The sequence below is a fragment of the Ruegeria sp. CH8 genome (assembly GCF_056536985.1).
Genome location: NZ_JBQFQR010000002.1, coordinates 31601 through 50922, shown reverse-complemented (window position 1 = coordinate 50922; position 19322 = coordinate 31601). Strand labels below are relative to the sequence as shown.

At 57.3% G+C, this 19322-nt stretch carries 25 protein-coding genes; 11 read left to right on the top strand and 14 right to left on the bottom strand.

Annotated features, from left to right (window positions below):
- Window positions 1-36: 36 nt before the first annotated feature.
- Window positions 37-822, bottom strand: a complete 786-nt coding sequence (locus ACR0ER_RS02300) for an inositol monophosphatase family protein (RefSeq protein ID WP_480767552.1) — start codon at window positions 820-822, stop codon at window positions 37-39.
- Window positions 823-918: 96 nt separating this feature from the next.
- Window positions 919-1824 carry a LysR family transcriptional regulator gene (locus tag ACR0ER_RS02295; protein WP_480767779.1) on the bottom strand — a complete coding sequence of 302 codons (906 nt, stop codon included), beginning with the start codon at window positions 1822-1824 and terminating at the stop codon, window positions 919-921.
- 93 nt (window positions 1825-1917) lie between these two features.
- On the opposite strand from ACR0ER_RS02295, the gene metF reads away from it, so the two are divergent.
- Both metF and ACR0ER_RS02285 read left to right on the top strand, forming a co-directional pair.
- Window positions 1918-2784: a methylenetetrahydrofolate reductase [NAD(P)H] gene (gene metF / locus ACR0ER_RS02290; RefSeq protein WP_480767551.1), complete on the top strand. Its 867-nt coding sequence runs from the start codon at window positions 1918-1920 to the stop codon at window positions 2782-2784.
- A gap of 215 nt (window positions 2785-2999) precedes the next feature.
- Entirely contained in the window at window positions 3000-3653 is a 654-nt protein-coding gene (locus ACR0ER_RS02285) for a DnaJ domain-containing protein (RefSeq protein WP_480767550.1), read from the top strand.
- Between the two features lie 53 nt (window positions 3654-3706).
- On the opposite strand, the gene ACR0ER_RS02280 is transcribed toward ACR0ER_RS02285, so the two are convergent.
- Complete coding sequence (locus ACR0ER_RS02280; RefSeq protein ID WP_480767549.1) at window positions 3707-4225, bottom strand: YHS domain-containing (seleno)protein; 519 nt, start codon at window positions 4223-4225, stop codon at window positions 3707-3709.
- Window positions 4226-4455: 230 nt separating this feature from the next.
- Here ACR0ER_RS02280 and yghU point away from each other — a divergent pair, with 230 nt between their 5' ends.
- Complete coding sequence (gene yghU / locus ACR0ER_RS02275; protein WP_480767548.1) at window positions 4456-5334, top strand: glutathione-dependent disulfide-bond oxidoreductase; 879 nt, start codon at window positions 4456-4458, stop codon at window positions 5332-5334.
- A gap of 40 nt (window positions 5335-5374) precedes the next feature.
- Here the strand turns inward: yghU and ACR0ER_RS02270 are convergent, their stop codons facing one another.
- Window positions 5375-6163 (bottom strand): SseB family protein, encoded by a 789-nt coding sequence (locus ACR0ER_RS02270; protein ID WP_480767547.1) that lies wholly within the window; start codon window positions 6161-6163, stop codon window positions 5375-5377.
- Window positions 6156-6743 (bottom strand): uracil-DNA glycosylase family protein, encoded by a 588-nt coding sequence (locus ACR0ER_RS02265; protein ID WP_480767546.1) that lies wholly within the window; start codon window positions 6741-6743, stop codon window positions 6156-6158. Before ACR0ER_RS02265 ends, ACR0ER_RS02270 begins: the two co-directional genes overlap by 8 nt.
- A gap of 228 nt (window positions 6744-6971) precedes the next feature.
- Here ACR0ER_RS02265 and ACR0ER_RS02260 point away from each other — a divergent pair, with 228 nt between their 5' ends.
- The 4 genes from ACR0ER_RS02260 to ACR0ER_RS02245 are packed head-to-tail and all read left to right on the top strand — an operon-like array spanning window position 6972 to window position 11533.
- On the top strand, window positions 6972-7631 hold the full coding sequence (locus tag ACR0ER_RS02260) for an ABC transporter ATP-binding protein (protein WP_170331866.1): 660 nt from the start codon (window positions 6972-6974) through the stop codon (window positions 7629-7631).
- Window positions 7609-9183 carry a KpsE/RkpR family capsule polysaccharide export protein gene (locus tag ACR0ER_RS02255; protein ID WP_480767545.1) on the top strand — a complete coding sequence of 525 codons (1575 nt, stop codon included), beginning with the start codon at window positions 7609-7611 and terminating at the stop codon, window positions 9181-9183. The genes ACR0ER_RS02260 and ACR0ER_RS02255 overlap by 23 nt, the downstream gene beginning before the upstream one ends.
- A 5-nt stretch (window positions 9184-9188) precedes the next feature.
- Entirely contained in the window at window positions 9189-10022 is an 834-nt protein-coding gene (kdsA, locus tag ACR0ER_RS02250; RefSeq protein ID WP_480767544.1) for a 3-deoxy-8-phosphooctulonate synthase, read from the top strand.
- Window positions 10023-10036: 14 nt separating this feature from the next.
- Entirely contained in the window at window positions 10037-11533 is a 1497-nt protein-coding gene (locus ACR0ER_RS02245; protein WP_480767543.1) for a phosphomannomutase/phosphoglucomutase, read from the top strand.
- Window positions 11534-11566: 33 nt separating this feature from the next.
- On the opposite strand, the gene ACR0ER_RS02240 is transcribed toward ACR0ER_RS02245, so the two are convergent.
- Complete coding sequence (locus ACR0ER_RS02240; protein WP_480767542.1) at window positions 11567-13522, bottom strand: AsmA family protein; 1956 nt, start codon at window positions 13520-13522, stop codon at window positions 11567-11569.
- A 96-nt stretch (window positions 13523-13618) separates the two neighbouring features.
- Here ACR0ER_RS02240 and rimO point away from each other — a divergent pair, with 96 nt between their 5' ends.
- Both rimO and ACR0ER_RS02230 read left to right on the top strand, forming a co-directional pair.
- Window positions 13619-15007 carry a 30S ribosomal protein S12 methylthiotransferase RimO gene (gene rimO, locus ACR0ER_RS02235; RefSeq protein WP_480767541.1) on the top strand — a complete coding sequence of 463 codons (1389 nt, stop codon included), beginning with the start codon at window positions 13619-13621 and terminating at the stop codon, window positions 15005-15007.
- Window positions 15008-15108: 101 nt separating this feature from the next.
- Entirely contained in the window at window positions 15109-15504 is a 396-nt protein-coding gene (locus ACR0ER_RS02230; RefSeq protein ID WP_480767540.1) for a hypothetical protein, read from the top strand.
- 14 nt (window positions 15505-15518) lie between these two features.
- Here ACR0ER_RS02230 and ACR0ER_RS02225 read toward each other — a convergent pair whose 3' ends face one another.
- Window positions 15519-15875, bottom strand: coding sequence for a diacylglycerol kinase (locus ACR0ER_RS02225; RefSeq protein WP_480767539.1), 357 nt, complete (start codon window positions 15873-15875; stop codon window positions 15519-15521).
- A gap of 130 nt (window positions 15876-16005) precedes the next feature.
- On the bottom strand, window positions 16006-16194 hold the full coding sequence (locus ACR0ER_RS02220; RefSeq protein WP_170331882.1) for a hypothetical protein: 189 nt from the start codon (window positions 16192-16194) through the stop codon (window positions 16006-16008).
- A gap of 229 nt (window positions 16195-16423) precedes the next feature.
- Here ACR0ER_RS02220 and ACR0ER_RS02215 point away from each other — a divergent pair, with 229 nt between their 5' ends.
- Window positions 16424-16666, top strand: a complete 243-nt coding sequence (locus tag ACR0ER_RS02215) for a CDGSH iron-sulfur domain-containing protein (RefSeq protein ID WP_480767538.1) — start codon at window positions 16424-16426, stop codon at window positions 16664-16666.
- Here the strand turns inward: ACR0ER_RS02215 and ACR0ER_RS02210 are convergent, their stop codons facing one another.
- From ACR0ER_RS02210 to ACR0ER_RS02190, 5 genes are all read right to left on the bottom strand, one after another.
- Window positions 16667-16927 (bottom strand): DUF6455 family protein, encoded by a 261-nt coding sequence (locus ACR0ER_RS02210; protein WP_480767537.1) that lies wholly within the window; start codon window positions 16925-16927, stop codon window positions 16667-16669. It lies immediately after the preceding gene.
- The gene (locus ACR0ER_RS02205; protein ID WP_480767536.1) at window positions 16924-17196 is read right to left on the bottom strand and encodes a DUF6455 family protein; all 273 of its coding nucleotides are present in this window, start codon (window positions 17194-17196) and stop codon (window positions 16924-16926) included. The genes ACR0ER_RS02210 and ACR0ER_RS02205 overlap by 4 nt, the downstream gene beginning before the upstream one ends.
- A 15-nt stretch (window positions 17197-17211) precedes the next feature.
- On the bottom strand, window positions 17212-17463 hold the full coding sequence (locus ACR0ER_RS02200; RefSeq protein ID WP_480767535.1) for a DUF6455 family protein: 252 nt from the start codon (window positions 17461-17463) through the stop codon (window positions 17212-17214).
- A 69-nt stretch (window positions 17464-17532) separates the two neighbouring features.
- Window positions 17533-17901: a YigZ family protein gene (locus tag ACR0ER_RS02195; RefSeq protein WP_480767534.1), complete on the bottom strand. Its 369-nt coding sequence runs from the start codon at window positions 17899-17901 to the stop codon at window positions 17533-17535.
- Window positions 17898-18605 (bottom strand): M48 family metallopeptidase, encoded by a 708-nt coding sequence (locus ACR0ER_RS02190; RefSeq protein WP_480767533.1) that lies wholly within the window; start codon window positions 18603-18605, stop codon window positions 17898-17900. The genes ACR0ER_RS02195 and ACR0ER_RS02190 overlap by 4 nt, the downstream gene beginning before the upstream one ends.
- A gap of 121 nt (window positions 18606-18726) precedes the next feature.
- Between ACR0ER_RS02190 and ACR0ER_RS02185 the strand changes: the two genes are divergently transcribed.
- On the top strand, window positions 18727-18975 hold the full coding sequence (locus tag ACR0ER_RS02185; protein WP_170331988.1) for a hypothetical protein: 249 nt from the start codon (window positions 18727-18729) through the stop codon (window positions 18973-18975).
- On the opposite strand, the gene ACR0ER_RS02180 is transcribed toward ACR0ER_RS02185, so the two are convergent.
- Window positions 18963-19238 (bottom strand): DUF167 domain-containing protein, encoded by a 276-nt coding sequence (locus ACR0ER_RS02180; RefSeq protein WP_480767532.1) that lies wholly within the window; start codon window positions 19236-19238, stop codon window positions 18963-18965. The genes ACR0ER_RS02185 and ACR0ER_RS02180 overlap by 13 nt on opposite strands.
- Window positions 19239-19322 lie beyond the last annotated feature (84 nt).

Genomic DNA, 19322 nt, shown 5'->3' with positions numbered 1-19322 from the left:
GACAGGGCGCGCTTGTTCAACAGATATGTCTGGTGATTAGCCCCGGATCACCTTGGCGAATTGATCAAAGATCGGCTCGTTGGAACAGATCACCTCACCATCCTCCAGCACACTGCCTTCGGGGTTCAGGGCCTGTACGAAGCCACCGGCCTCTTTCACGATGATGATCCCGGCGGCCACATCCCAGGCGTTCAGACGGCGTTCCCAGAACCCTTCGTAACGACCAGCAGCCACATAAGCCATGTCCAGCGCCGCAGCGCCCCAGCGGCGCACACCAGCGCAGGTAGGCATCAGGCGGGCCAGATCGTGCAGCGTTGTAGGCAGATCGGAACGGCCACCAAAGGGCAGACCGGTCGAAAAGATCGACTCGATCATGCGGTGACGGCCCGAGACGCGGATACGGGTGTCGTTCATCCACGCGCCCTCGCCTTTTTCGGCAAAGAACATCTCGTCCTTGGCAGCGTCATAGATCACACCAGCGACGATCTTGCCCTTGTGCTCCAGCGCGATCGATATCGCCCAGTGCGGCAAGCCGTGCAGGAAGTTGGTAGTGCCGTCCAGCGGGTCCACGATCCAGCGGCGGGTTGGATCTTCGCCGGCGATCGAGCCGCCCTCTTCGGCCAGCCAGCCATAGGTCGGACGCGCGCCCAGCAGTTCCTCTTTCAGGATTTCCTCAGCAGCGATATCGGCCTTGGAGACAAAGTCGCCCGCGCCTTTCATCGACACCTGAAGGTTCTCGACTTCACGAAAATCCTTGACCAAAGAACGCCCCGCCTTGCGCGCGGCTTTGATCATGATGTTGAGGTTTGCACTGCCAACCATTGTCCAAAGGCTCCTGTCCGGTCAAACCGCGCGTATACTGGGGCATTGCGCCCTTGCCAAGAGGAATGATGCGCATAGCAGACCCGCATTCTGCGCCTATTGCGTCTGCAGCTTGCGCGCCTCTGTTCCGGCCAGTTCGATCAATTCCTGCACAAATGGTTTTTCAAGGTCTTCGGTACGGACGGCAGCGTAAAGCCTGCGGGTGATCCCGTCCTTGGTCAACGGGCGGGTGACATAATCAGAATTGTATTTCACCTCACGCACAACCCAGTCTGGCAGCACTGAAACGCCTCGGTTCGACGCGACTAGCAGCAGGATCACCGCAGTCAGTTCGACCTGCCGGATCGCAGCAGGTTCAACCCGCGCGGGGATAAGCAACTGGCTGAAGATATCCAGACGGGTCCGTTCGACCGGATAGGTGATCAGGGTCTGGCCCCGGAAATCCTCGGCCTCGATGTAGTCCTTCTGTGCCAGCGGATGGGACGAAGCGGCAACGAACACTGCGTCATAGTCGAACAGTTTAATGAACTCGACGCCAGGCAGGTCCTCGGGGTCGGATGAGACGACCAGATCGACCTCTTCTTTTTGCAAGGCAGGCAAAGCGTCGAACGCCAGACCCGGACGGATATCGACATCCACATCGCCCCAGGATTTGCGGAACGATTCCAGCACAGGGAACAGCCATTCGAAACAGGCGTGACATTCGATGGCGATATGCATCCGTCCGGTGCGCCCGTCGCGCAGGGATGAAAACTCATGCTGGGTCGCCTCGACCTGCGGCAGGATTTGTTCGGCCAGCCGCAAAAGGCGCAATCCCGCCGCCGACAGCTTCATCGGCTTGGACCGGCGCAGGAACAGCTCAACCCCGGCCTGATCCTCCAACCCCTTGATCTGATGGCTTAACGCCGATTGGGTGATGTTCAGCTGGTCCGCCGCACGGGCCAGCCCGCCGCATTCGTGAATGGCCTTGATCGTGCGCAGGTGTCGGAATTCGATATGCATTTCAACGAGACTCATGTTGTTCTTGAATAATATGAGTTTGTCTCACAATGCATAAAATGACACAAGGGCACAGGTTAGACCTGTGAGGCTACTATGACGACACCAGAGATTTCATTCGAGTTCTTCCCGCCACAATCGCTCGAGGCCTCATTTCGCCTTTGGGACACAGTACAAACGCTTGCCCCGCTGGAACCCCGCTTTGTCTCAGTCACCTATGGCGCCGGAGGCACCACGCGCGAGTTGACCCGTGATGCGGTGGCGACCCTGCACAACTCCTCTGGTCTGTCAGTGGCCGCCCATCTGACCTGTGTAGATGCCTCGCGGCGAGAAACACTCGAGATTGCAGACAGTTTCGCAAAAGCCGGAGTTAAAGACATTGTCGCTCTGCGTGGTGACCCGCCAAAAGGTCAGGATCACTTCGTCCCTCACACCGACGGGTTTGCGAATTCTGTCGAATTGATTGAGGCATTGGCCAGTACCGGCAAGTTTGGCATCCGCGTCGGCGCTTATCCTGACAAGCATCCTGAGGCACAGGATTTCGCGGCGGACATCAAATGGCTCAAAGCAAAACTGGATGCTGGTGCCGACGAAGCCCTAACTCAGTTTTTCTTCGAGGCCGAAACGTTTTTCAGGTTCCGCGATGCATGTGCCAAGGCCGGAATCGATAAACCCATCGTGCCCGGCATCCTGCCGATCGAGAATTGGAAGGGAGCGCGCAGCTTTGCCCGTCGCTGCGGGACGTATATCCCGGTATGGGTTGAGAACGCATTTGAAAAAGCGATGCGCGATGATCGTGAGGATTTGCTAGCTACCGCTTTGTGCACCGAACTGTGTTCGGACCTGATCGACGGCGGCGTGGACAAGCTGCATTTCTACACGCTGAATCGGCCGGAACTGACGCGCGATGTGTGTTTTGCCTTAGGCATTACACCCAAGGCAGAATTGCAAAACGTCGCCTGAATTATCCTACTTGTTGTCTTCACCCGGAACCTGCTTAGGCTCCGGGTTTCTTTGTTGCGATGCAGGGCGCACAACAGCTGCATTTTAGGAGTGAACAATAGGTCCCTCCCGCGCAAACTGTCTTACTGGCTGCTATAAATTTCCGCTAAAATTTGACAAAATTATCAACCCCTTCAGACTGGGATCGTTGTGTTTGTTTAAAGAGTGAAGTGGGTATGGAGCCTGTCGACAAAATAAATGCGCGCGCCGATGCGCTGGCGGCTCTGGGCCTGGATCAGACCGCAGAATCCGATGATATCCGGGATGCCTGGCGTCACATCGCCTTTCGTGCCCATCCGGACCATAGAAACGGCGATTGCGCCCATTTCACCCGGGCCAAAGAGGCGTACGACTTTTTGCGTAGCGAAGGGCTGACAGTCAAAGGACGAGCCACCGGCACGCCTCGGCGACCTCAGCTGCGCAAACGTGTGATTGAACTGGAAAGTACAGACATCGATGCTTGTCGCATGTTGCTGAACACGGCTTTGACACATAGCCCGGATGCTAACGACTCAAGCACAGACCCGCACTTTATAGCGGAAGCGGACCACATCCCCGAAGCGGTCGGCTTCTATGGGCGGCATCTGACATATTTCGTCTCCACCCCCGTGCAGGAAGGGGCCAACCGCGTAGCATTGCCGACCTCATTTCTGGCTTCAGCGCGGCGCTTGGAAACAGAATTGCTGAGCTTTCAGTCCAAAGACACCGGCGCGGGTGAGGTCGTGGTTCCGGAAACGATCACGACACGCAAGTTTCCCGGTGCCAAAAGCGTGCGGATCAAATTTGACGCCGATCAGCAGGTGCGGGACGATTTCTGGCTGGCAGGCTAACATTGAAAAACCCGGCCTGGTGTTGGCCGGGTTCGTTCTTGGTGAGTGGTAGTTTAGTTCTCAACCGGGCCTTCCGAAGTAAATTTCGGAATAACGCTGCTAGACGCAGCATCGGCTTCGATACCCGGCCAGTTGCCTTCGGCCAGATTGATGTTGCCCGGGACGTCCTCTTCCCAGAAACCGACGACCACATCTGTAATGTTCAGGTAAAGTTTGTCGTCAACGATCCGCCACAGGTTCGGATTCGCCGGAACCTTGCCGCCGCGCGACACACCATAAGCACAATGCCCGTCATAAGCCGGAGCGTAGTAAGCCGGGTTCGCAAGGAACTTGTCGCGGTTCTCTTCGGTCGAGAACGCCCAGGTCGCACCGTTATATTCTGCAGTGATACCGGCGTTGCCGCGAACAGCTTCTGGCTGGGGCTGCCCAACCGCCACCTGATCCAGGCTGCGATAGGCAACAACGTCATAACCTGACACGGCAAACCCGGTGCCGTCTACATATTGATCACCGGCAAAAGCGGGAACGGCAAGGGTCAGAGCAGTCGCAAAAGTCAGGGCAAAGCGTTTCATATGGTTGTTCCTTTTGTCCTTTGGATTTGGCGTTGAAGAGAGAATAGGTATTTTCGCCCCGTTGGGCAGTCCCGCTCGCGCCGCTGTGAGGTTGGATGATGAAACGTGAGAGGTTCGCCCCCGTTTGTTACAAAACTGCTTTGACTTCCGGGGTTGGACTCGGGGCTTTGCAACATTAGCTGTGGAAGCGGACGGACAATTCACCAGAACTTTGCTGAGAAAGACTACAGATGACCGAGCAATCCCCATACACGCCCCCCAAAATCTGGACATGGGACAGCGAAAGCGGCGGCCAGTTCGCCAATATCAACCGCCCCATCTCTGGCGCCACCCATGACAAGGACCTGCCGGTCGGCAAACACCCGCTGCAACTTTATTCGCTGGCAACCCCCAACGGCGTCAAAGTGACCGTTATGCTGGAAGAGCTGCTGGCGCTGGGTCACGAAGAGGCGGAGTACAACGCCTGGCTGATCAATATCGGCGAGGGCGACCAGTTCAGTTCGGGCTTTGTCGAGGCGAACCCGAACTCGAAAATCCCCGCGCTTTGGGATCGGTCGGGTGATAAGCCCGTGCGCGTGTTCGAAAGCGCCTCAATCCTGTTTCACCTGGCCGAGAAGTTCGATGCCTTCCTGCCAAAATCTGGCCCCGAGCGGACCGAAGTGATGAGTTGGGTGTTCTGGCAGATGGGCAGCGCGCCCTATCTGGGCGGCGGCTTTGGCCATTTCTACGCTTACGCGCCTGAGAAATGGGAATACCCGATCAACCGCTTCGCCATGGAAACCAAGCGTCAACTGGACGTTCTGGATCGTCAACTGGCCGAGAACACCAATATCGCAGGTGAAGATTATACCATCGCCGACATGGCGATCTGGCCCTGGTACGGTCAGCTGGTTCTGGGCCGTCTCTACAGCGCGGCAGAGTTCCTGGATGTAGAATCCTATGAAAACGTGATGCGATGGGCGAAGGCGATTGACGCACGCCCCGCCGTTCAGCGCGGCCGCATGGTCAACCGCGCGTTTGGTGAGCCGCACACTCAACTGCACGAGCGCCACGACGCCAACGACTTTGAAACCCGCACGCAGGACAAGCTGGAAGCCGCGGCGGAATAAAAACGCACGGCCCCGCGACCTGACGGTTCGCGGGGTCTGCTTATTTCAGAACCGGCGGCTTGTCCGGATCACTGCCCGGGGTGATGTGTTGAACGACCCTTTGTTCGGGCTGCGGCAAGTCGAATTTCAGACCAACACGCGCCAATGCGGCTGCGGCGGGGTCGTGCGGGCCAAAGAACCCGACATCCATCGCCCCGGCCTCGATTCCGGAGAAAGTCAGCGCCTCGGAAGCCGCTTTGGCCAGTGCAGGCTCGGCCCCGTCTACCGCGCCGACAAAGCCCAAAAGATGCCCCGCGCCTCCATCTTCTGACTTGGTGCCGACCAGAAACGCGGCCTCGGCCAAGCCAACGGCTGTGGCCAGCTTCGCGTCCAGCGCCTTCAGCAAGTCATCCGGCAAACCGGTCGGAGGCAGAAACTCGGCCAGACGCTGCTGCACCTCTTCCGGTGCATGCTCCAGCGTTTCGGCCAACCAGCCCAGCGCCTCGGCCGGGATCAGCATCGAGGACGGCGCGACCTCAAGGTTCAGCCCAAGACCGATCCCTTGCCCTGCCAGCATCCCGGACAGCACCCGCCCCGACAGCGCCACATAGGGTACCGGGCGTTCGGCGAAGCGGGCCAGCCGGTCCTCGCGGTCGAAAGCCAGAACGAACCGGCCGTCGGCGACGTCGAACAGCTCGGGTGTGATGTTTTCATCCTGTGCTTCTTTGGCCAACAACAGGAACAACTCGCTGTCGGCGAGCCGCTCAAAGAGCCGAAGCCGCGCCGCATCGTCCTGCGGGTTGGCCTCCATGGCGGCATGGGCGGCATCAAGGGCGGTTGTGTCAGTCATTCAGAACCTCTTGCACCCGCGCGCGCAGAACCGGCAGCAGATCGGCCTCGAACCACGGGTTTTTCTTCAACCATGCCGTATTGCGCCAGGACGGATGAGGCAAGGGAAAGACCTGCGGCGCATGGTCTTTCCAGCCGCGCACGGTGTCCGTGACCGATCTGCGCGCGCCAAGGTGGTACTTATGCGCGTGTCCGCCGACCAGAACCGTCAGCGGCACCTGTCCCAGTTCATCCATCACCTTGTCGTGCCATGTCTGCCCACAGATCGGCGGAGGCGGCAGATCGGCCTTGCGCTTGTCATACCCCGGAAAGCAGAACGCCATCGGCACGATCGAAACGCGAGCGCGATCGTAGAACACGGTTTCATCGATCCCCAGCCATTCGCGCAAGCGGTCGCCCGACGGATCGGTGAACGGACGGCCCGAGGCATGTACCCGCGCGCCTGGCGCCTGCCCCGCGACCAGCAATGGCGTACCCCGCCGAAACCAGACCACCGGGCGCGGGTCATGCGCGGTGTGCGTGGCACGAAATCTGTCCGCGCAAGTGCGGCAGGCTTCAATCTCTTTCTGCAGCGAATTCATCAGATCGCAAGGTTTCCTGAACCAAACTGGTTGACGGTCGAAATGAAAGATAGTCAACGCGCATCGCGGGGCCAACCGATGGATAAGTCACAATACCGAAGGGCGGCTTTCGCACGCATTGAACATTTGTTTCATAATTCGACATAATGTAGCCAATATGGATCGGTAAATTCTCCGTTCCTTCATCGGCGCGACCGGTGCAACAAACACAAAAGCCACAGGCCCTGAATGCTTGAGTTCGAGAATGTCAGTAAGTCCTTCTGGACCGGGACGCGCCGCAAGGTGATCCTGGACAGGGTCTCGTTCCGAGTCGAGCTTGGCCGATCCATCGGTATTCTGGCCCCCAATGGCACCGGCAAGACCACGCTGATCAACATGATGGCCGGGCTGGAGAAACCTGACGAAGGCGTAATCCGCAAAACCTGCCGGGTCTCGTTCCCCTTGGGGTTTTCGGGCGGCGTGGCAAAACGGCTATCCGCCTTGGAAAACGCCCGCTATATCGCAAAAATCTATGGTATGGATCCGGACTATGTCGAGGCGTACTGCAGCTGGCTTTGCGGTCTGGGCGAGTATTTCGATCAGCCGTTGGGAACATATTCATCCGGCATGCGGGCACGCTTTACCTTTGCCCTGATGTTGGCGCTGGAATTCGACATGTATCTGATTGATGAAGGGATGCCAGCAACAACGGATGTAGAGTTCAACCGAAAAGCGGGCGATATCCTGAGAGAGCGCTTGCGCACGACGACTCTGGTGATCGTGTCCCACAGCCCCGACACTCTGGAAAAATTTGCACAGCAGGCCGCCGTTCTTCTGGACGGTCAGTTGTACATGTTCGAAACCTTGGAAGAGGCAAAACAGCTATATGACTACCAAACCCAAGGCTAAAAAGTATCGCTGGCGACGCGACCGTCAGGGTTCGGGTTCTGCGGACGCGCGGGCCGATGCGATTTCGCGCATCAGAAAGGCGACACAACCGTCCGAAGCTGCAAATGCCGCCCAGCCTGCGACCGATATCGATGCAATCAAACGCGAAGGCCTGACAGGGCGGCAGTTGCGTGTTGCACGGCGTTTGGCACAGAAAAACGGTTTGGCGGCGACGTCGGACTACGATGCCGTGCGCTTGCTGCGTCAAAAGGGCATAGACCCGTTTGAACGGGCAAACTTGTTAGACCTTGCAGCCGAAAAGAAAGGTTCGAAAGAACAAGCAAAGGACAAAATCACCATCCAGCTGCCGCAGACGGTCAAGGAAACGCCCCAGACCCTGCCGGGACCCGAATTGAGCCCCGCGGAACGACGCAATCTGGAAATTGGTGAGATCCAAAAAGACATCGCGCGCCGCCGCAGACGCAAGCTGTTTGCACTGTTCGCACGACTGGCGGTGTTTGTGCTGATACCAACTGTGATCGTCGGCTATTATTTCTATCGGGTCGCGACGCCAATGTACGCAAGCGACTCTGCCTTTTCGATTCTACAGGCGGACGGCGGTGGAGCGTCCTTTGGCGGGTTTCTGGCGGGCACCCAATACGCCACCGCGCAGGATTCGGTCGCTACGCAGGAATTTCTGGAGTCAAAAGACGCTCTGGTTCGACTTGAGAACGACACCAACTTCTCAGAGATTTTCAAGCAAGATTGGATAGACCCGATCCAGCGCCTGCCACAGGACGCGACGCTTGAGGATACTTACAAACTTTTCAAGCGAATGATTACCATTGGGTATGATCCCAGCGACGGCATCATTCGCATGGAGGTTGCAGCCCCCAGTCCTGAAATCTCGGTCGAGCTGTCGACCCTTCTGCTGTCTTATGCCGAGGAAACCATCAACGGCCTTACTGAACTGAAGCGAGAAGACCAGATGCGCGACGCGCGGGCCGGGTTTGAATTGGCTCAGGAGGAACGTCGGAAAGCGCAGGAGGAACTCATCGAGCTGCAGTTGCAAGGCGCCGTTCTGGACCCGGAAAATGTCCTGGCTGGCCTGCGGGCACGAATCAATGCAATCGAAATCGAGCTGCAAGAGAAGGAACTGCAGTTGGCCGCCCTTTTGGACAATCTGCGCCCGAACCAAGCCAAAGTAGAAGGCGTACGCGCAGATATACAAAGACTCGAAGCCGTGCTGGCAGACCTGAACGCTGAAATGCTGGATGCGTCGGCGGGCGAGAACTCGCTGGCACGGTTGAGCGTGCGCATTCAGATGGCCCAAGCCGACCTCGCCGCACGCGATATGATGCTGCAAACCGCCATGGAACAGATGGAAACCACGCGGACCGAGGCGAACCGCAAAGTGCGCTATCTGACCGTTTCGGTAAACCCGGTCGCCAGCCAGGAACCCAGTTACCCGCGTAAGTTCGAAAATACGATTTTGGCTTTCCTGTTGTTTGCTGGTATCTACCTGATGATCTCGCTGACTGCGTCAGTCCTTCGTGAACAGGTATCCTCGTAAGACACATGAAACATGTAAAAATCTCCGATCTCACGGTCGGCAATGATCTGCCCCTGACGATCATAGCCGGTCCCTGCCAGCTTGAAACTGCCGATCACGCTCAGATGATCGCAGGCAAAATGAAAGAGGCCTGCGATGCCGCCGGAGCGCAGTACGTCTTCAAGGCATCTTACGACAAGGCCAACCGGACATCTCTGTCCGGCGCGCGTGGCATGGGGATCGATGCCGGGCTGAAGGTTCTGGAAGACATCCGCACGTCGATGGGCATTCCGGTTCTGACCGACGTTCATACCGAATCCCAATGCGCCATCGCGGCCGAGGCCGTGGATATCCTGCAGATTCCAGCCTTTCTTTGCCGTCAGACCGACATGTTGTTGGCCGCCGGTGCGACCGGAAAAGCTGTGAACGTCAAGAAAGGTCAATTTCTAGCGCCTTGGGAAATGGGTAACATCGTCGACAAGATCGAAAGTACTGGAAACCAGAACATCCTTCTGACCGAGCGCGGAACATCTTTTGGATACAACACGCTTGTGGCCGATATGCGTGGCTTGCCGCAAATGGCAAAAACGGGATACCCGGTCGTGATGGACGCAACGCATTCGGTGCAGCAACCGGGCGGCAAAGGCGGATCCTCTGGCGGGCAGCGGGAATTTGCGCCGGTCATGGCACGCGCAGCGGTGTCGTTGGGTGTGGGAGCAGTGTTCATTGAAACCCACCAGGACCCAGACAATGCGCCATCTGACGGCCCAAACATGATCTATCTGGATCAGATGCCCCAACTTATTGACACATTGATGCGCTTTGATGCGCTGGCCAAAGCCAACCCTATTCAAATTTGATCAAGAGTGATAGTATGACCAAACCCATCCCCGAGGTGACCCCGAACACCTGGAGCTTTCTGCGCGACCCCATGATCAAACCCACCGGGTTTCGCGAGTATGACGCCCGCTGGAAATACCCCGAAGAGATTAACCTGCCCGGTATGACGGCCTTGGGTCTGGGGCTGGGGACCCAGATGCGCAAACGCGGTATTGCACCGGTGATCGCAGTCGGCAACGACTATCGCGACTATTCTTTGGCGATCAAGAACGCGCTTATCCTTGGTCTGATGCAGGCGGGTATTCAGGTCAAGGATATTGGCCCGGCGCTCAGCCCGATGGCCTATTTCGCCCAGTTCCATCTGGATGTCCCGGCTGTTGCGATGGTCACCGCCAGCCATAACCCAAATGGCTGGACCGGGGTGAAGATGGGCTTTGACCGTCCGCTCACACACGGTCCGGACGAAATGTCGGAACTGCGCGACATCGTTTTGAACGGCGAAGGTGTTCCACACGAGGGCGGATCGTACGAATTCGTTGAAGGCGTGAAAGAGGCTTACATCGACGATCTGGTCGGGGATTTCAAAATGTCTCGTCCGCTCAAGGTCGTCTGCGCAACAGGCAACGGCACCGCGTCGGCCTTTGCACCCGAGATTTTCGAACGCATGGGCGTGGAAGTGGTGCCCAGCCACAACCGGCTGGATTACACCTTCCCCAACTACAACCCCAACCCCGAAGCCATGGAGATGCTGCACGACATGGCCGACACCGTGAAATCCAGCGGTGCCGATCTGGCGCTTGGGTTTGATGGCGACGGCGACCGGTGCGGCGTTGTGGATGACGAGGGTGAAGAGATTTTCGCTGATAAGGTCGGCGTGATCATGGCCCGTGATCTGGCCAAGCTATATCCCAATGCGACCTTCGTGGCCGACGTCAAATCTACTGGTCTGTTCGCCAGCGATCCCGAATTGCAAGCCCACGGTGTCAAGGCGGATTACTGGAAAACCGGCCACAGCCATATGAAACGCCGGGTAAAAGAGATTGATGCGCTGGCCGGGTTCGAAAAATCAGGTCACTACTTTCTGGCTGAACCAATCGGGCGCGGCTATGACTGCGGCATGCGGGTGGCGGTCGAGATCTGCAAGCTGATGGATCGCAACCCTGACAAGAGCATGTCGGACCTGCGCAAGGCGTTGCCAAAGACCTGGTCGACCCCGACCATGTCACCCTATGCCGCAGACACCGAGAAGTACGACATTCTCAAGCGTCTGGTGGACAAGCTGGTCGCCAAAGCCGACGCGCGCGAAGCGTTTGCAGGCCGCGCGATCAAGGAAGTGGTCACCGTCAACGGCGCGCGCGTCATTCTGGACAACGGCAGCTGGGGTTTGGTGCGTGCGTCCTCGAACACGCCGAACTTGGTTGTGGTATGCGAAAGCAGCGACAGCGAAGACGAAATGCGCGCCATCTTCGCCGATATCGACGCCGTGATCCGGACCGAGCCCGACGTCGGCGACTACGATCAAACCATCTGATCCATGATTGGGGCGCCTTGAGCGCCCCACCCTTCAATTTCCGCCCAACAGTTTAAGAAGGCCTTTCTTGGCTTCTTCTTCCAGCTTGTTCTTCAGGGCGTCCTCAGCGCTTTCGGTGTCGGTCACAACGGTGCCGAGTTCATCGCTTACTTTGTCCAAAACCTTTTGCTTGGCATCATCTTCAATATCCTTGAGCTGCCCTTCAGCTGCGGCTTCGATCACCTTGGTAAGATCGGGTTTTATGGACGGATCGCTCCACGGGCCAATGACCCGCACCGGAACAGACAGGCCCTGACCAGAATTTGCCCTGAGCGCGGTAGGTGTGAACAGATAGTCAATCGTCTGCGCGCCGATATTCACCTTGCCTTTGCCGTCGGCGCGGTAGTTGTCCAGAGACATAAGCAGGTCTTTGTTCCTCAGAACACCCTGATCAATGGTGAAGCTGGCCGTCAGACTATTGAACACTGTCGTCCCACCAGTCCCTTTACCGCGCCCCATCAGGCGATCCAGATCAAAGCCCGATATGACGCCCTGCCCCACATCTAGGCTGCCCTTGCCACTTAGGGACCGCATGATCTGATCCTCGGTCTGACCAACGCCCAGAAACTCAAACTCACCCGAAGCAGCACCCGTCAGACGGTTGATTTCGGCCACGGCGGACAAGGCTTGCTGCAGGTCGATGCCATTTGCGTTCAGCTTACCACCGACGGACAGGCCGTTTCTGTTATTGGCAACAACCTGTCCGTTGATCTGGCCTGTGAACAGTGTAGCCGGGTTCATCCGCAAAACGGCGCGGGACCGGTCAAGGCTAAGCGTCAGGTCGCTTGGGCCGAAGGTCAGCTCTGGCACAGCGATCGACGAGGCTGTTAGACGTATCTCGCCGTTTGCCAGCGCCAAGGCTGAAGCGTCGATAGGATCGGTTGACCATCCGCTGTCTTGCGTCGATGCAGTGCCGGACTCGCCCCCTGTCGGTGCGGGCGTGTCGTTGTAGCGCGACAGATCGATATCGCCGCCCTTTAGCCGCGCAGTGATTTTGGGCGGGTCAGATATCTCGATATCCGCCTCTCCGGTGAAACGGTTGTGGTCCAGCTTCGCATCCATATTGCGCAACGACACACGACCGTCACTCGTATAGGTCATATGCCCCGAGACATCAGCCGCACGGCCAAGCCCCAGTGGCACCCCGACCCCGGCCTGCCCAAATGCGGCCAGCATCTTTTCTGTATTTTTTGTCTTAACCTCCAGATTGCCGTCCATTTCACCAGCCAGATTAACGCGGCCATCAAACCCGAACTCGCCTCCGGGCGCGGTCAGGGCCAGTTGCAGCGGCGCAACTGCGCCCGAAGCATAAGCAGGCAAGTCCAGTATCTTGAGATCCACATTGACCTTCCCACCCGGGACGGCCATCCGGGCCTCCATAATCATCGGGGCGGTGGGGTCGGGCCAACTGGCGGAAAGATCAACATCCGAAAAATCGAAAGTCGTCGTTCCGTTTTCAATATAGATCAGCCGCGCGTTGGTAAGCTCCAGCCGGTCCAGCGTTACCACGCCTTGCTGCGATGCCTCTGACGACGCACTACTGCTGCCAGAGGTTGGCTCGGGGCTTGCTGCTCCCATCTCCCAGTTTCCACGCCCATCCGACAATTCGAGCCGCAGAACTGGCTGGTCTGCAATAACACGTCGGATTCGAAAATCACCGTTGAGAAGCGCAGCGGCGTCTACCCCAACAGCCAAACTGTCAGCACTCAGCATAGGCTCAGACCCCGCCCAAGGTGCATTGCCAAAGGTGACCGGTCCTGTTTCCATCCCCAAAACCGGCCAGAAAGACAGGTTCACATCGCCTGTCAGTTTCAATTCTCGCCCGGTCGCGCTTTTGACCTGCTCTGCTAGAATCGCTGCCAGCTTATCGCCCGGCATTAGCAACAACGCGCCGATAACCAGTCCGATTGCGACCACAAATAGAAAGATTATGCGCAACAGCCACTTCATTTTTCTGCTCTCCGCTTATTGGGCATGCGTTGAAAAGATCATTCAAAGCCTAGCCGCCATTTGCAAGGGGAAGCGTTCCCCACTATATGCCGCGCCATGAGCACGAACCCGCCAAACCTCCGCCCCGACCTGGCGCCCGCCGCCCGGATCACCGATACGCCGCGTTCGAACCAGCCCACTATTGGGATGGTGTCATTGGGCTGCCCGAAGGCTTTGGTGGACAGTGAGCGGATACTGACCCGCCTGCGGGCCGAAGGGTACGGCATTTCACCGGACTATTCCGGGGCCGATGCCGTGATTGTGAACACTTGCGGGTTCCTCGACAGCGCCAAGGCGGAATCTCTGGATGCCATTGGTGAGGCGCTGGTGGAAAATGGCAAGGTCATCGTAACTGGCTGTCTGGGCGCAGAACCGGACTATATCCGGGAACACCACCCTCGTATCATGGCCGTCACCGGGCCGCACCAGTACGAACAGGTTCTGGACGCGGTGCATACAGCCGTTCCCCCCGACCCGGACCCGTTCGTGGACCTGCTGCCGGCGGCCAGCGTTCAACTCACCCCACGCCACTACAGCTATCTCAAGATTTCCGAGGGCTGTAATCACAAGTGCAAGTTCTGCATCATCCCTGACATGCGCGGCAAACTGGCCAGCCGTCCGGCCCATGCGGTCTTGCGAGAGGCCGAGAAGCTGGTCGACAATGGTGTGCGTGAATTGCTGGTGATCTCGCAAGACACATCGGCCTATGGGCTGGATCGCAAATACGATGTGAACCCGTGGAAAGACCGCGAGGTCCGCAGCCACATCACCGATCTGGCGCGCGAGTTAGGGCAACTGGATGCTTGGGTGCGGCTGCACTACGTCTACCCTTACCCGCATGTGCGCGAGCTGATTCCGCTGATGGCGGATGCTGGCTGCAACGTGCTGCCGTATCTGGACATTCCCTTCCAACACGCCCACCCGGACGTACTGAAACGCATGGCCCGCCCTGCCGCGGCCGCCAAAACGCTGGATGAGATCGCCGCGTGGCGGGCGACCTGCCCCGACATCACCCTGCGGTCCACTTTCATCGTAGGTTACCCCGGAGAGACCGAGGCCGAATTCCAGACCCTGCTGGACTGGATGGATGAAGCGCAACTGGATCGCGTGGGGTGTTTTCAATACGAAAACGTGGACGGCGCACGGTCGAACGACCTGCCCGATCACGTCCCGGCCGAGGTTAAGCAAGACCGTTGGGAACGGTTCATGGAAAAGGCTCAGGCGATTTCCGAGGCCAAGCTGGCCGCGAAAGTTGGCCAGACGATCGAAGTGATCGTGGACGAGGTCGATGACGAGGCCGCCACCTGCCGCACCAAGGCGGACGCCCCCGAGATCGACGGCAACCTGTTCATCGACGAAGGTTATGAATCCCTCAAACCCGGCGACATCGTTTCCGTCGAGGTCGACGAGGCTGGCGAATACGATCTGTGGGGCAAACTCGCCTAAACGTACATCGACTCGGCAAAGCGTGAGCCAAGTTTATTAGCCTTTCTCCATCGATTCGTGGATGATGGCAGGACATTCCGCCCTGTGTGAAGGAGGGTCCAATGTCCTGTTTACGCCTCTTTGGCCTGAAGTTCTTAACGCTGCTCCTGGCTGTGCAGCTTTACGCTGTACCTGCTGTCGCCGACAGTTTTCGCTCTGGTGGGTTCATAACCATCGACTCCAATTCGGTGAGCCTTCATTTGCGAAGCAAGCACCATGTGCACCGTTATTATGGCGCACCCATTATTTATCACCGCAAGACCAAGCCAGATGCGTACCATCACAAAGGGAAATCAAAGGTTTATTATCAAAAAACAAAGCCCAAAGCGTACTATAACAAACGCAAAAAACAGCGTCGCAGTTCGGTGAGAGCTTTCCCTAATAGGCTCGCTTCGCCCTACCATATTCCACAGACCTACGGCATTTCGCAGCGGGGTTTTCGCCACAGCAGGTACTGAAACCGTGACGCGCCCTAGAACAGGCTGACAAATCCAATAATCCAGGCCACTCCTGCGGCCACAGCCGTCAAGGCGACTGCTGCACTGGCCGCGTCTTTCGCCTGACCCGCCAGTTCATTGTGATCAGTTGAGGTGTGATCAACAGCGCGCTCAATAGCGGTGTTGAACAGTTCGGCCACCAAAACAAGCAGCCCCAATACCAATATCAAAGCGCGAATTTCGTCGCTTAGTGGTAACCCAAAGGCCAGAACCGCAGACAATAGGTTCGCCCAGACCCACGAACGGAATGAGTATTCCGAACACCACGTGGAGACTAAACCTTGCCAACTCCAACGTGTGCGGTCTTTGAGGCGGGTAAAAAAGTATCTCATCTGTCCTCGATTTTCAGTGGCTGAAACTGAAACCGGAAATATGTCCGGCAGACAAGAAAAAACCGCCCCTTGGGCGGCTCGTCACAGAAGATATGCGGGCGGTTTTGAGGAAAAACCGCCCGCGGAATTCTTATTGAGCGACCGGGTTACATACGGTCTGACCAGCTTCGGTTGTGGCCAGTTCAGTACCTGCCGGGCAGCTCGGCGTGCCGTACTTGTCATATTCAGGCGTGATGTAAACTGGTGCGGGCTCTTCCTGCTGCGAGCAAGCAGCCAGAACAAAGGCAAATGCACCAACGGCAGCAAATTTGATTTTCATGTCCGTCATTCCTTTATTAATTTCCTGATATTGCCCAACAATCCGGGGCCGGTGTCAGGATACGACCAAGATTGCATTATTGCAACGAATTCAATCACAGGATTGTGAGTAATGGCGAATATATGCTGGTAACCTCCTATGAAACCGAAAGTTTCTGACCAAACGCTACCGTTTTCCCGGCATCGCTCTACACTACGTGAAGGACATCAGCCAAAGACGGAGTAGCCACATGTCAGACAGCCCCAGCATTGCGCAAAAGGAACCATACCCGGTCGAGGTGGTCGAGGGAAAAAGCTATTTCTGGTGCGCCTGCGGTCAATCCAAGCGGCAACCTTTTTGCGACGGGTCTCACAAGGGCACCGGGTTCGAGCCGGTCAAATACACCGCAGAAAGCAGCAAGAAGGTCTTTTTCTGTGGGTGCAAACACAGCACAAAACCGCCGCTATGTGACGGGTCTCACTCCAAGCTCTGATCAGGTTTTCAGCGCGTTCATCTGATCGGCATTGGCGCAGAATTCCGGGGCCACATCGGCCTCGGACTGTTGTTCAGCCAGCCAGACCGCACATTGGTCGCTGCAGTTCGCCGCCCGGCAGCGGGTCACCATTTCGGAATAGCGATCCGGCGTCAGACGACCGTCGGCCATTGCCTCGGTCAACGAAATTTTCATACACCGCGCCACAGATCGGGTGAGCCAAAAGTGCTTCTCTACCTCTCCCAAAACACAACGTGTCATACGCTTTCCTGCTCTAGCGTTGTTTTCAGGGCGGCAAACCGGTGCTGATTTCTGCAGGTATGTGGAGCGCCGACCACGGTTTCATGTTTATCCAGCCAGTCCGGGCACTTGTTGGCCCAGCTGCAGCCCCGACAGTATTGAATCATCTCAGCCCAGTCCTGCTGGGTCAGGTGCCCTTTTTGATGCGCCTTTACCATATCCGTTCCAGTCGCGCGCCCCATACGCAGGACAAGACGCAAATGGGTCATGATCTCTCCGAGTTGCGACATCGAACTCTCCGATCGTTAAGGCATCAATTTGTTGAGCAATTCCTGATTCCTGCAATACTCCGGCGTTCGGGCGGCAAAGGTGGATTGTTCCAAAAACTGCTGGCAATGGCCTGGGTTGGGACAGTCCGTGCAACTCAACACGGCATCAGACAACTGATCGACCGATACGTCACCGCCGATCGCTGCCTCTTGCAGGTCCACCCCCAATTTGGAGGCCATCCGGTCCACCAGACCGGCATGGAGTTTCAGAGCTTCTCGGTTGGGCATCGAAGTTCCTTTCCTGTCACGCGTCCGGAACAGGATAGCTCAGCACTCGATTTGAGCCTTTGACTCAGGTCAAGGCCCCACTCCGATGTGGTCCAGATAGGCCCGGGTGGCATCCTGCACCCGGCGAAAGCGGTCCCCACCCAGCTTTTTGCCGCCGTACCAACGGGTGACGATGACTACGTGATTTTCCATCCCGGCGCGTTCCAGCATGCGCAGGATTACCATGCCCGCGCCACTTTCGCCGTCATCCGCCTTGAGCGCTCCGGTGGGCAAAACAGCCGCCCAGGTGTTGTGCGTGGCCTTGGCATAAGCCTTGTCCGTCTTGAGGTCCTGCAGCACGGCGTCCACATCCGCTCGTGTACTGACAGCCGCGCCCGAGACGGCGTATTTCGACCCTCGGTCCGTCAGGATCACACCCAGCTGTATCAGAGCGGTCATTGTGTGAGACCCAGTTGCCTTGCCGTATCCTGAACAATCTGAACCCGATCCGCATTCGGAGGATGAGTCCCTAAAAACTGGTCCCCGGGATCGGGAAGACGATCAAAGTACTTTGCCCCGATCAGTGGGTTGTACCCCGCATTGTAGGTGATGATCGTCCCCAGTTGGTCCGCCTCCAGTTCAAACGCCTTTACATTTACCTGCACGCCTACCTCGGCCCCAAGTTTCTGTGTGCGTTCAAGGTCTTTCCCATTCTCACCGTACAGTTCGCCTAGGTCGTTAAAGATTGCCGCACTTTCCCGCGCGTTTTGAGACTGTCGGTCGATATGCCCCAACACATGATGTGCCGCTTCATGTCCCATAACGAATGCCAGTTCATCGGCGTTCTTCGCCGATTGGATCATTGAGCGCGTAAAAATGATCACAGGCTGATCTTTGTTGTCCCGAGTCTGAAACGCGTTTGCCGGGGCACGAGGGTTCAGATCTACCAGAATCGTAAAGTCACAATTGCTGACTCGCCCCTGACGCAAACATTCGGCGCGGGCCTCTTTGCCAACTTTGCGGCTGATCTGCTGAAAAGTTGCCGCGTCGACCTGGAACTCTCCCGAATCCTGCGACCATTCCGCCGCTGGTTGCACGCGCAAGACACCGGCGCTGCAGGCCGCCAGCACCAAAGGAAACAGCAAATAGGTCAGACGGCGCATTCATATTCCTTTGAAACGGCAATCCCGTTCGAAAACCTTAGCGTGCCCCGAGCGGGACTGCCACCACGGGATTGCAAGGGAACGGGTTGCAATGCCGACCAACGCCCTGCACTTTGGCTTCATGTTTTCGATTGAGCATGAATTCGACTCGACAGTCATTACTCTGGTGGACGAAGGCCCCAAGCCTTTGCAAGAGGATGTCGTCATCAACAGCTTCGCCGAATGTGTGACGCTTGAGCAATTTGATCCTCGTACGGACCAGGTTCAAAAGATAACCCTGTCGCCTGAACAGGTGCGCGATCTGGCCGCCGCGCTAGACTTGCCCGAGGGTGTGTATCAGATCCACGAAAGGCCGGATCAGGACGCATAGACAAACAGCTTGTCCCGCGCGGTCTGCCCTTGCTTCAGGGTCAGCTCGGACGGGGCCACCCCCATGGCTGCGGCCAGTATCCGGCGCACCGCGTCATTCGCTTTGCCGTTTTCGGGAGGAGCGGTCACGGTGATGCGGATCGTACCCTTGTCCAACGCAACGCTGTCCTTCGCTGCTTTGGGCGTCACCCGGACCGGAATCACCGTGCCGGGTATGGCATGGGCGCTTAAATCCGGCACATCGCGCAGTTTAGGTTTCGCCATCTTCGTCTTCTTGCTTGCAAACACTCTTGCATGGGGGGCCGGGGAATGAAATTGATCCCGCATCTCCAGCTGTTTGCCCTTGAA

Excerpts from the sequence above, each read along its gene's own strand:
- ACR0ER_RS02300 (WP_480767552.1), bottom strand. The coding sequence starts at position 822 with ATGGTTGGCAGTGCAAACCTCAACATCATGATCAAAGCCGCGCGCAAG.
- ACR0ER_RS02295 (WP_480767779.1), bottom strand. The coding sequence starts at position 1,824 with ATGCATATCGAATTCCGACACCTGCGCACGATCAAGGCCATTCACGAA.
- metF (WP_480767551.1), top strand. The coding sequence starts at position 1,918 with ATGACGACACCAGAGATTTCATTCGAGTTCTTCCCGCCACAATCGCTC.
- ACR0ER_RS02285 (WP_480767550.1), top strand. The coding sequence starts at position 3,000 with ATGGAGCCTGTCGACAAAATAAATGCGCGCGCCGATGCGCTGGCGGCT.
- ACR0ER_RS02280 (WP_480767549.1), bottom strand. The coding sequence starts at position 4,225 with ATGAAACGCTTTGCCCTGACTTTTGCGACTGCTCTGACCCTTGCCGTT.
- yghU (WP_480767548.1), top strand. The coding sequence starts at position 4,456 with ATGACCGAGCAATCCCCATACACGCCCCCCAAAATCTGGACATGGGAC.
- ACR0ER_RS02270 (WP_480767547.1), bottom strand. The coding sequence starts at position 6,163 with ATGACTGACACAACCGCCCTTGATGCCGCCCATGCCGCCATGGAGGCC.
- ACR0ER_RS02265 (WP_480767546.1), bottom strand. The coding sequence starts at position 6,743 with ATGAATTCGCTGCAGAAAGAGATTGAAGCCTGCCGCACTTGCGCGGAC.
- ACR0ER_RS02260 (WP_170331866.1), top strand. The coding sequence starts at position 6,972 with ATGCTTGAGTTCGAGAATGTCAGTAAGTCCTTCTGGACCGGGACGCGC.
- ACR0ER_RS02255 (WP_480767545.1), top strand. The coding sequence starts at position 7,609 with ATGACTACCAAACCCAAGGCTAAAAAGTATCGCTGGCGACGCGACCGT.
- kdsA (WP_480767544.1), top strand. The coding sequence starts at position 9,189 with ATGAAACATGTAAAAATCTCCGATCTCACGGTCGGCAATGATCTGCCC.
- ACR0ER_RS02245 (WP_480767543.1), top strand. The coding sequence starts at position 10,037 with ATGACCAAACCCATCCCCGAGGTGACCCCGAACACCTGGAGCTTTCTG.
- ACR0ER_RS02240 (WP_480767542.1), bottom strand. The coding sequence starts at position 13,522 with ATGAAGTGGCTGTTGCGCATAATCTTTCTATTTGTGGTCGCAATCGGA.
- rimO (WP_480767541.1), top strand. The coding sequence starts at position 13,619 with ATGAGCACGAACCCGCCAAACCTCCGCCCCGACCTGGCGCCCGCCGCC.
- ACR0ER_RS02230 (WP_480767540.1), top strand. The coding sequence starts at position 15,109 with ATGTCCTGTTTACGCCTCTTTGGCCTGAAGTTCTTAACGCTGCTCCTG.
- ACR0ER_RS02225 (WP_480767539.1), bottom strand. The coding sequence starts at position 15,875 with ATGAGATACTTTTTTACCCGCCTCAAAGACCGCACACGTTGGAGTTGG.
- ACR0ER_RS02220 (WP_170331882.1), bottom strand. The coding sequence starts at position 16,194 with ATGAAAATCAAATTTGCTGCCGTTGGTGCATTTGCCTTTGTTCTGGCT.
- ACR0ER_RS02215 (WP_480767538.1), top strand. The coding sequence starts at position 16,424 with ATGTCAGACAGCCCCAGCATTGCGCAAAAGGAACCATACCCGGTCGAG.
- ACR0ER_RS02210 (WP_480767537.1), bottom strand. The coding sequence starts at position 16,927 with ATGACACGTTGTGTTTTGGGAGAGGTAGAGAAGCACTTTTGGCTCACC.
- ACR0ER_RS02205 (WP_480767536.1), bottom strand. The coding sequence starts at position 17,196 with ATGTCGCAACTCGGAGAGATCATGACCCATTTGCGTCTTGTCCTGCGT.
- ACR0ER_RS02200 (WP_480767535.1), bottom strand. The coding sequence starts at position 17,463 with ATGCCCAACCGAGAAGCTCTGAAACTCCATGCCGGTCTGGTGGACCGG.
- ACR0ER_RS02195 (WP_480767534.1), bottom strand. The coding sequence starts at position 17,901 with ATGACCGCTCTGATACAGCTGGGTGTGATCCTGACGGACCGAGGGTCG.
- ACR0ER_RS02190 (WP_480767533.1), bottom strand. The coding sequence starts at position 18,605 with ATGCGCCGTCTGACCTATTTGCTGTTTCCTTTGGTGCTGGCGGCCTGC.
- ACR0ER_RS02185 (WP_170331988.1), top strand. The coding sequence starts at position 18,727 with ATGTTTTCGATTGAGCATGAATTCGACTCGACAGTCATTACTCTGGTG.
- ACR0ER_RS02180 (WP_480767532.1), bottom strand. The coding sequence starts at position 19,238 with ATGGCGAAACCTAAACTGCGCGATGTGCCGGATTTAAGCGCCCATGCC.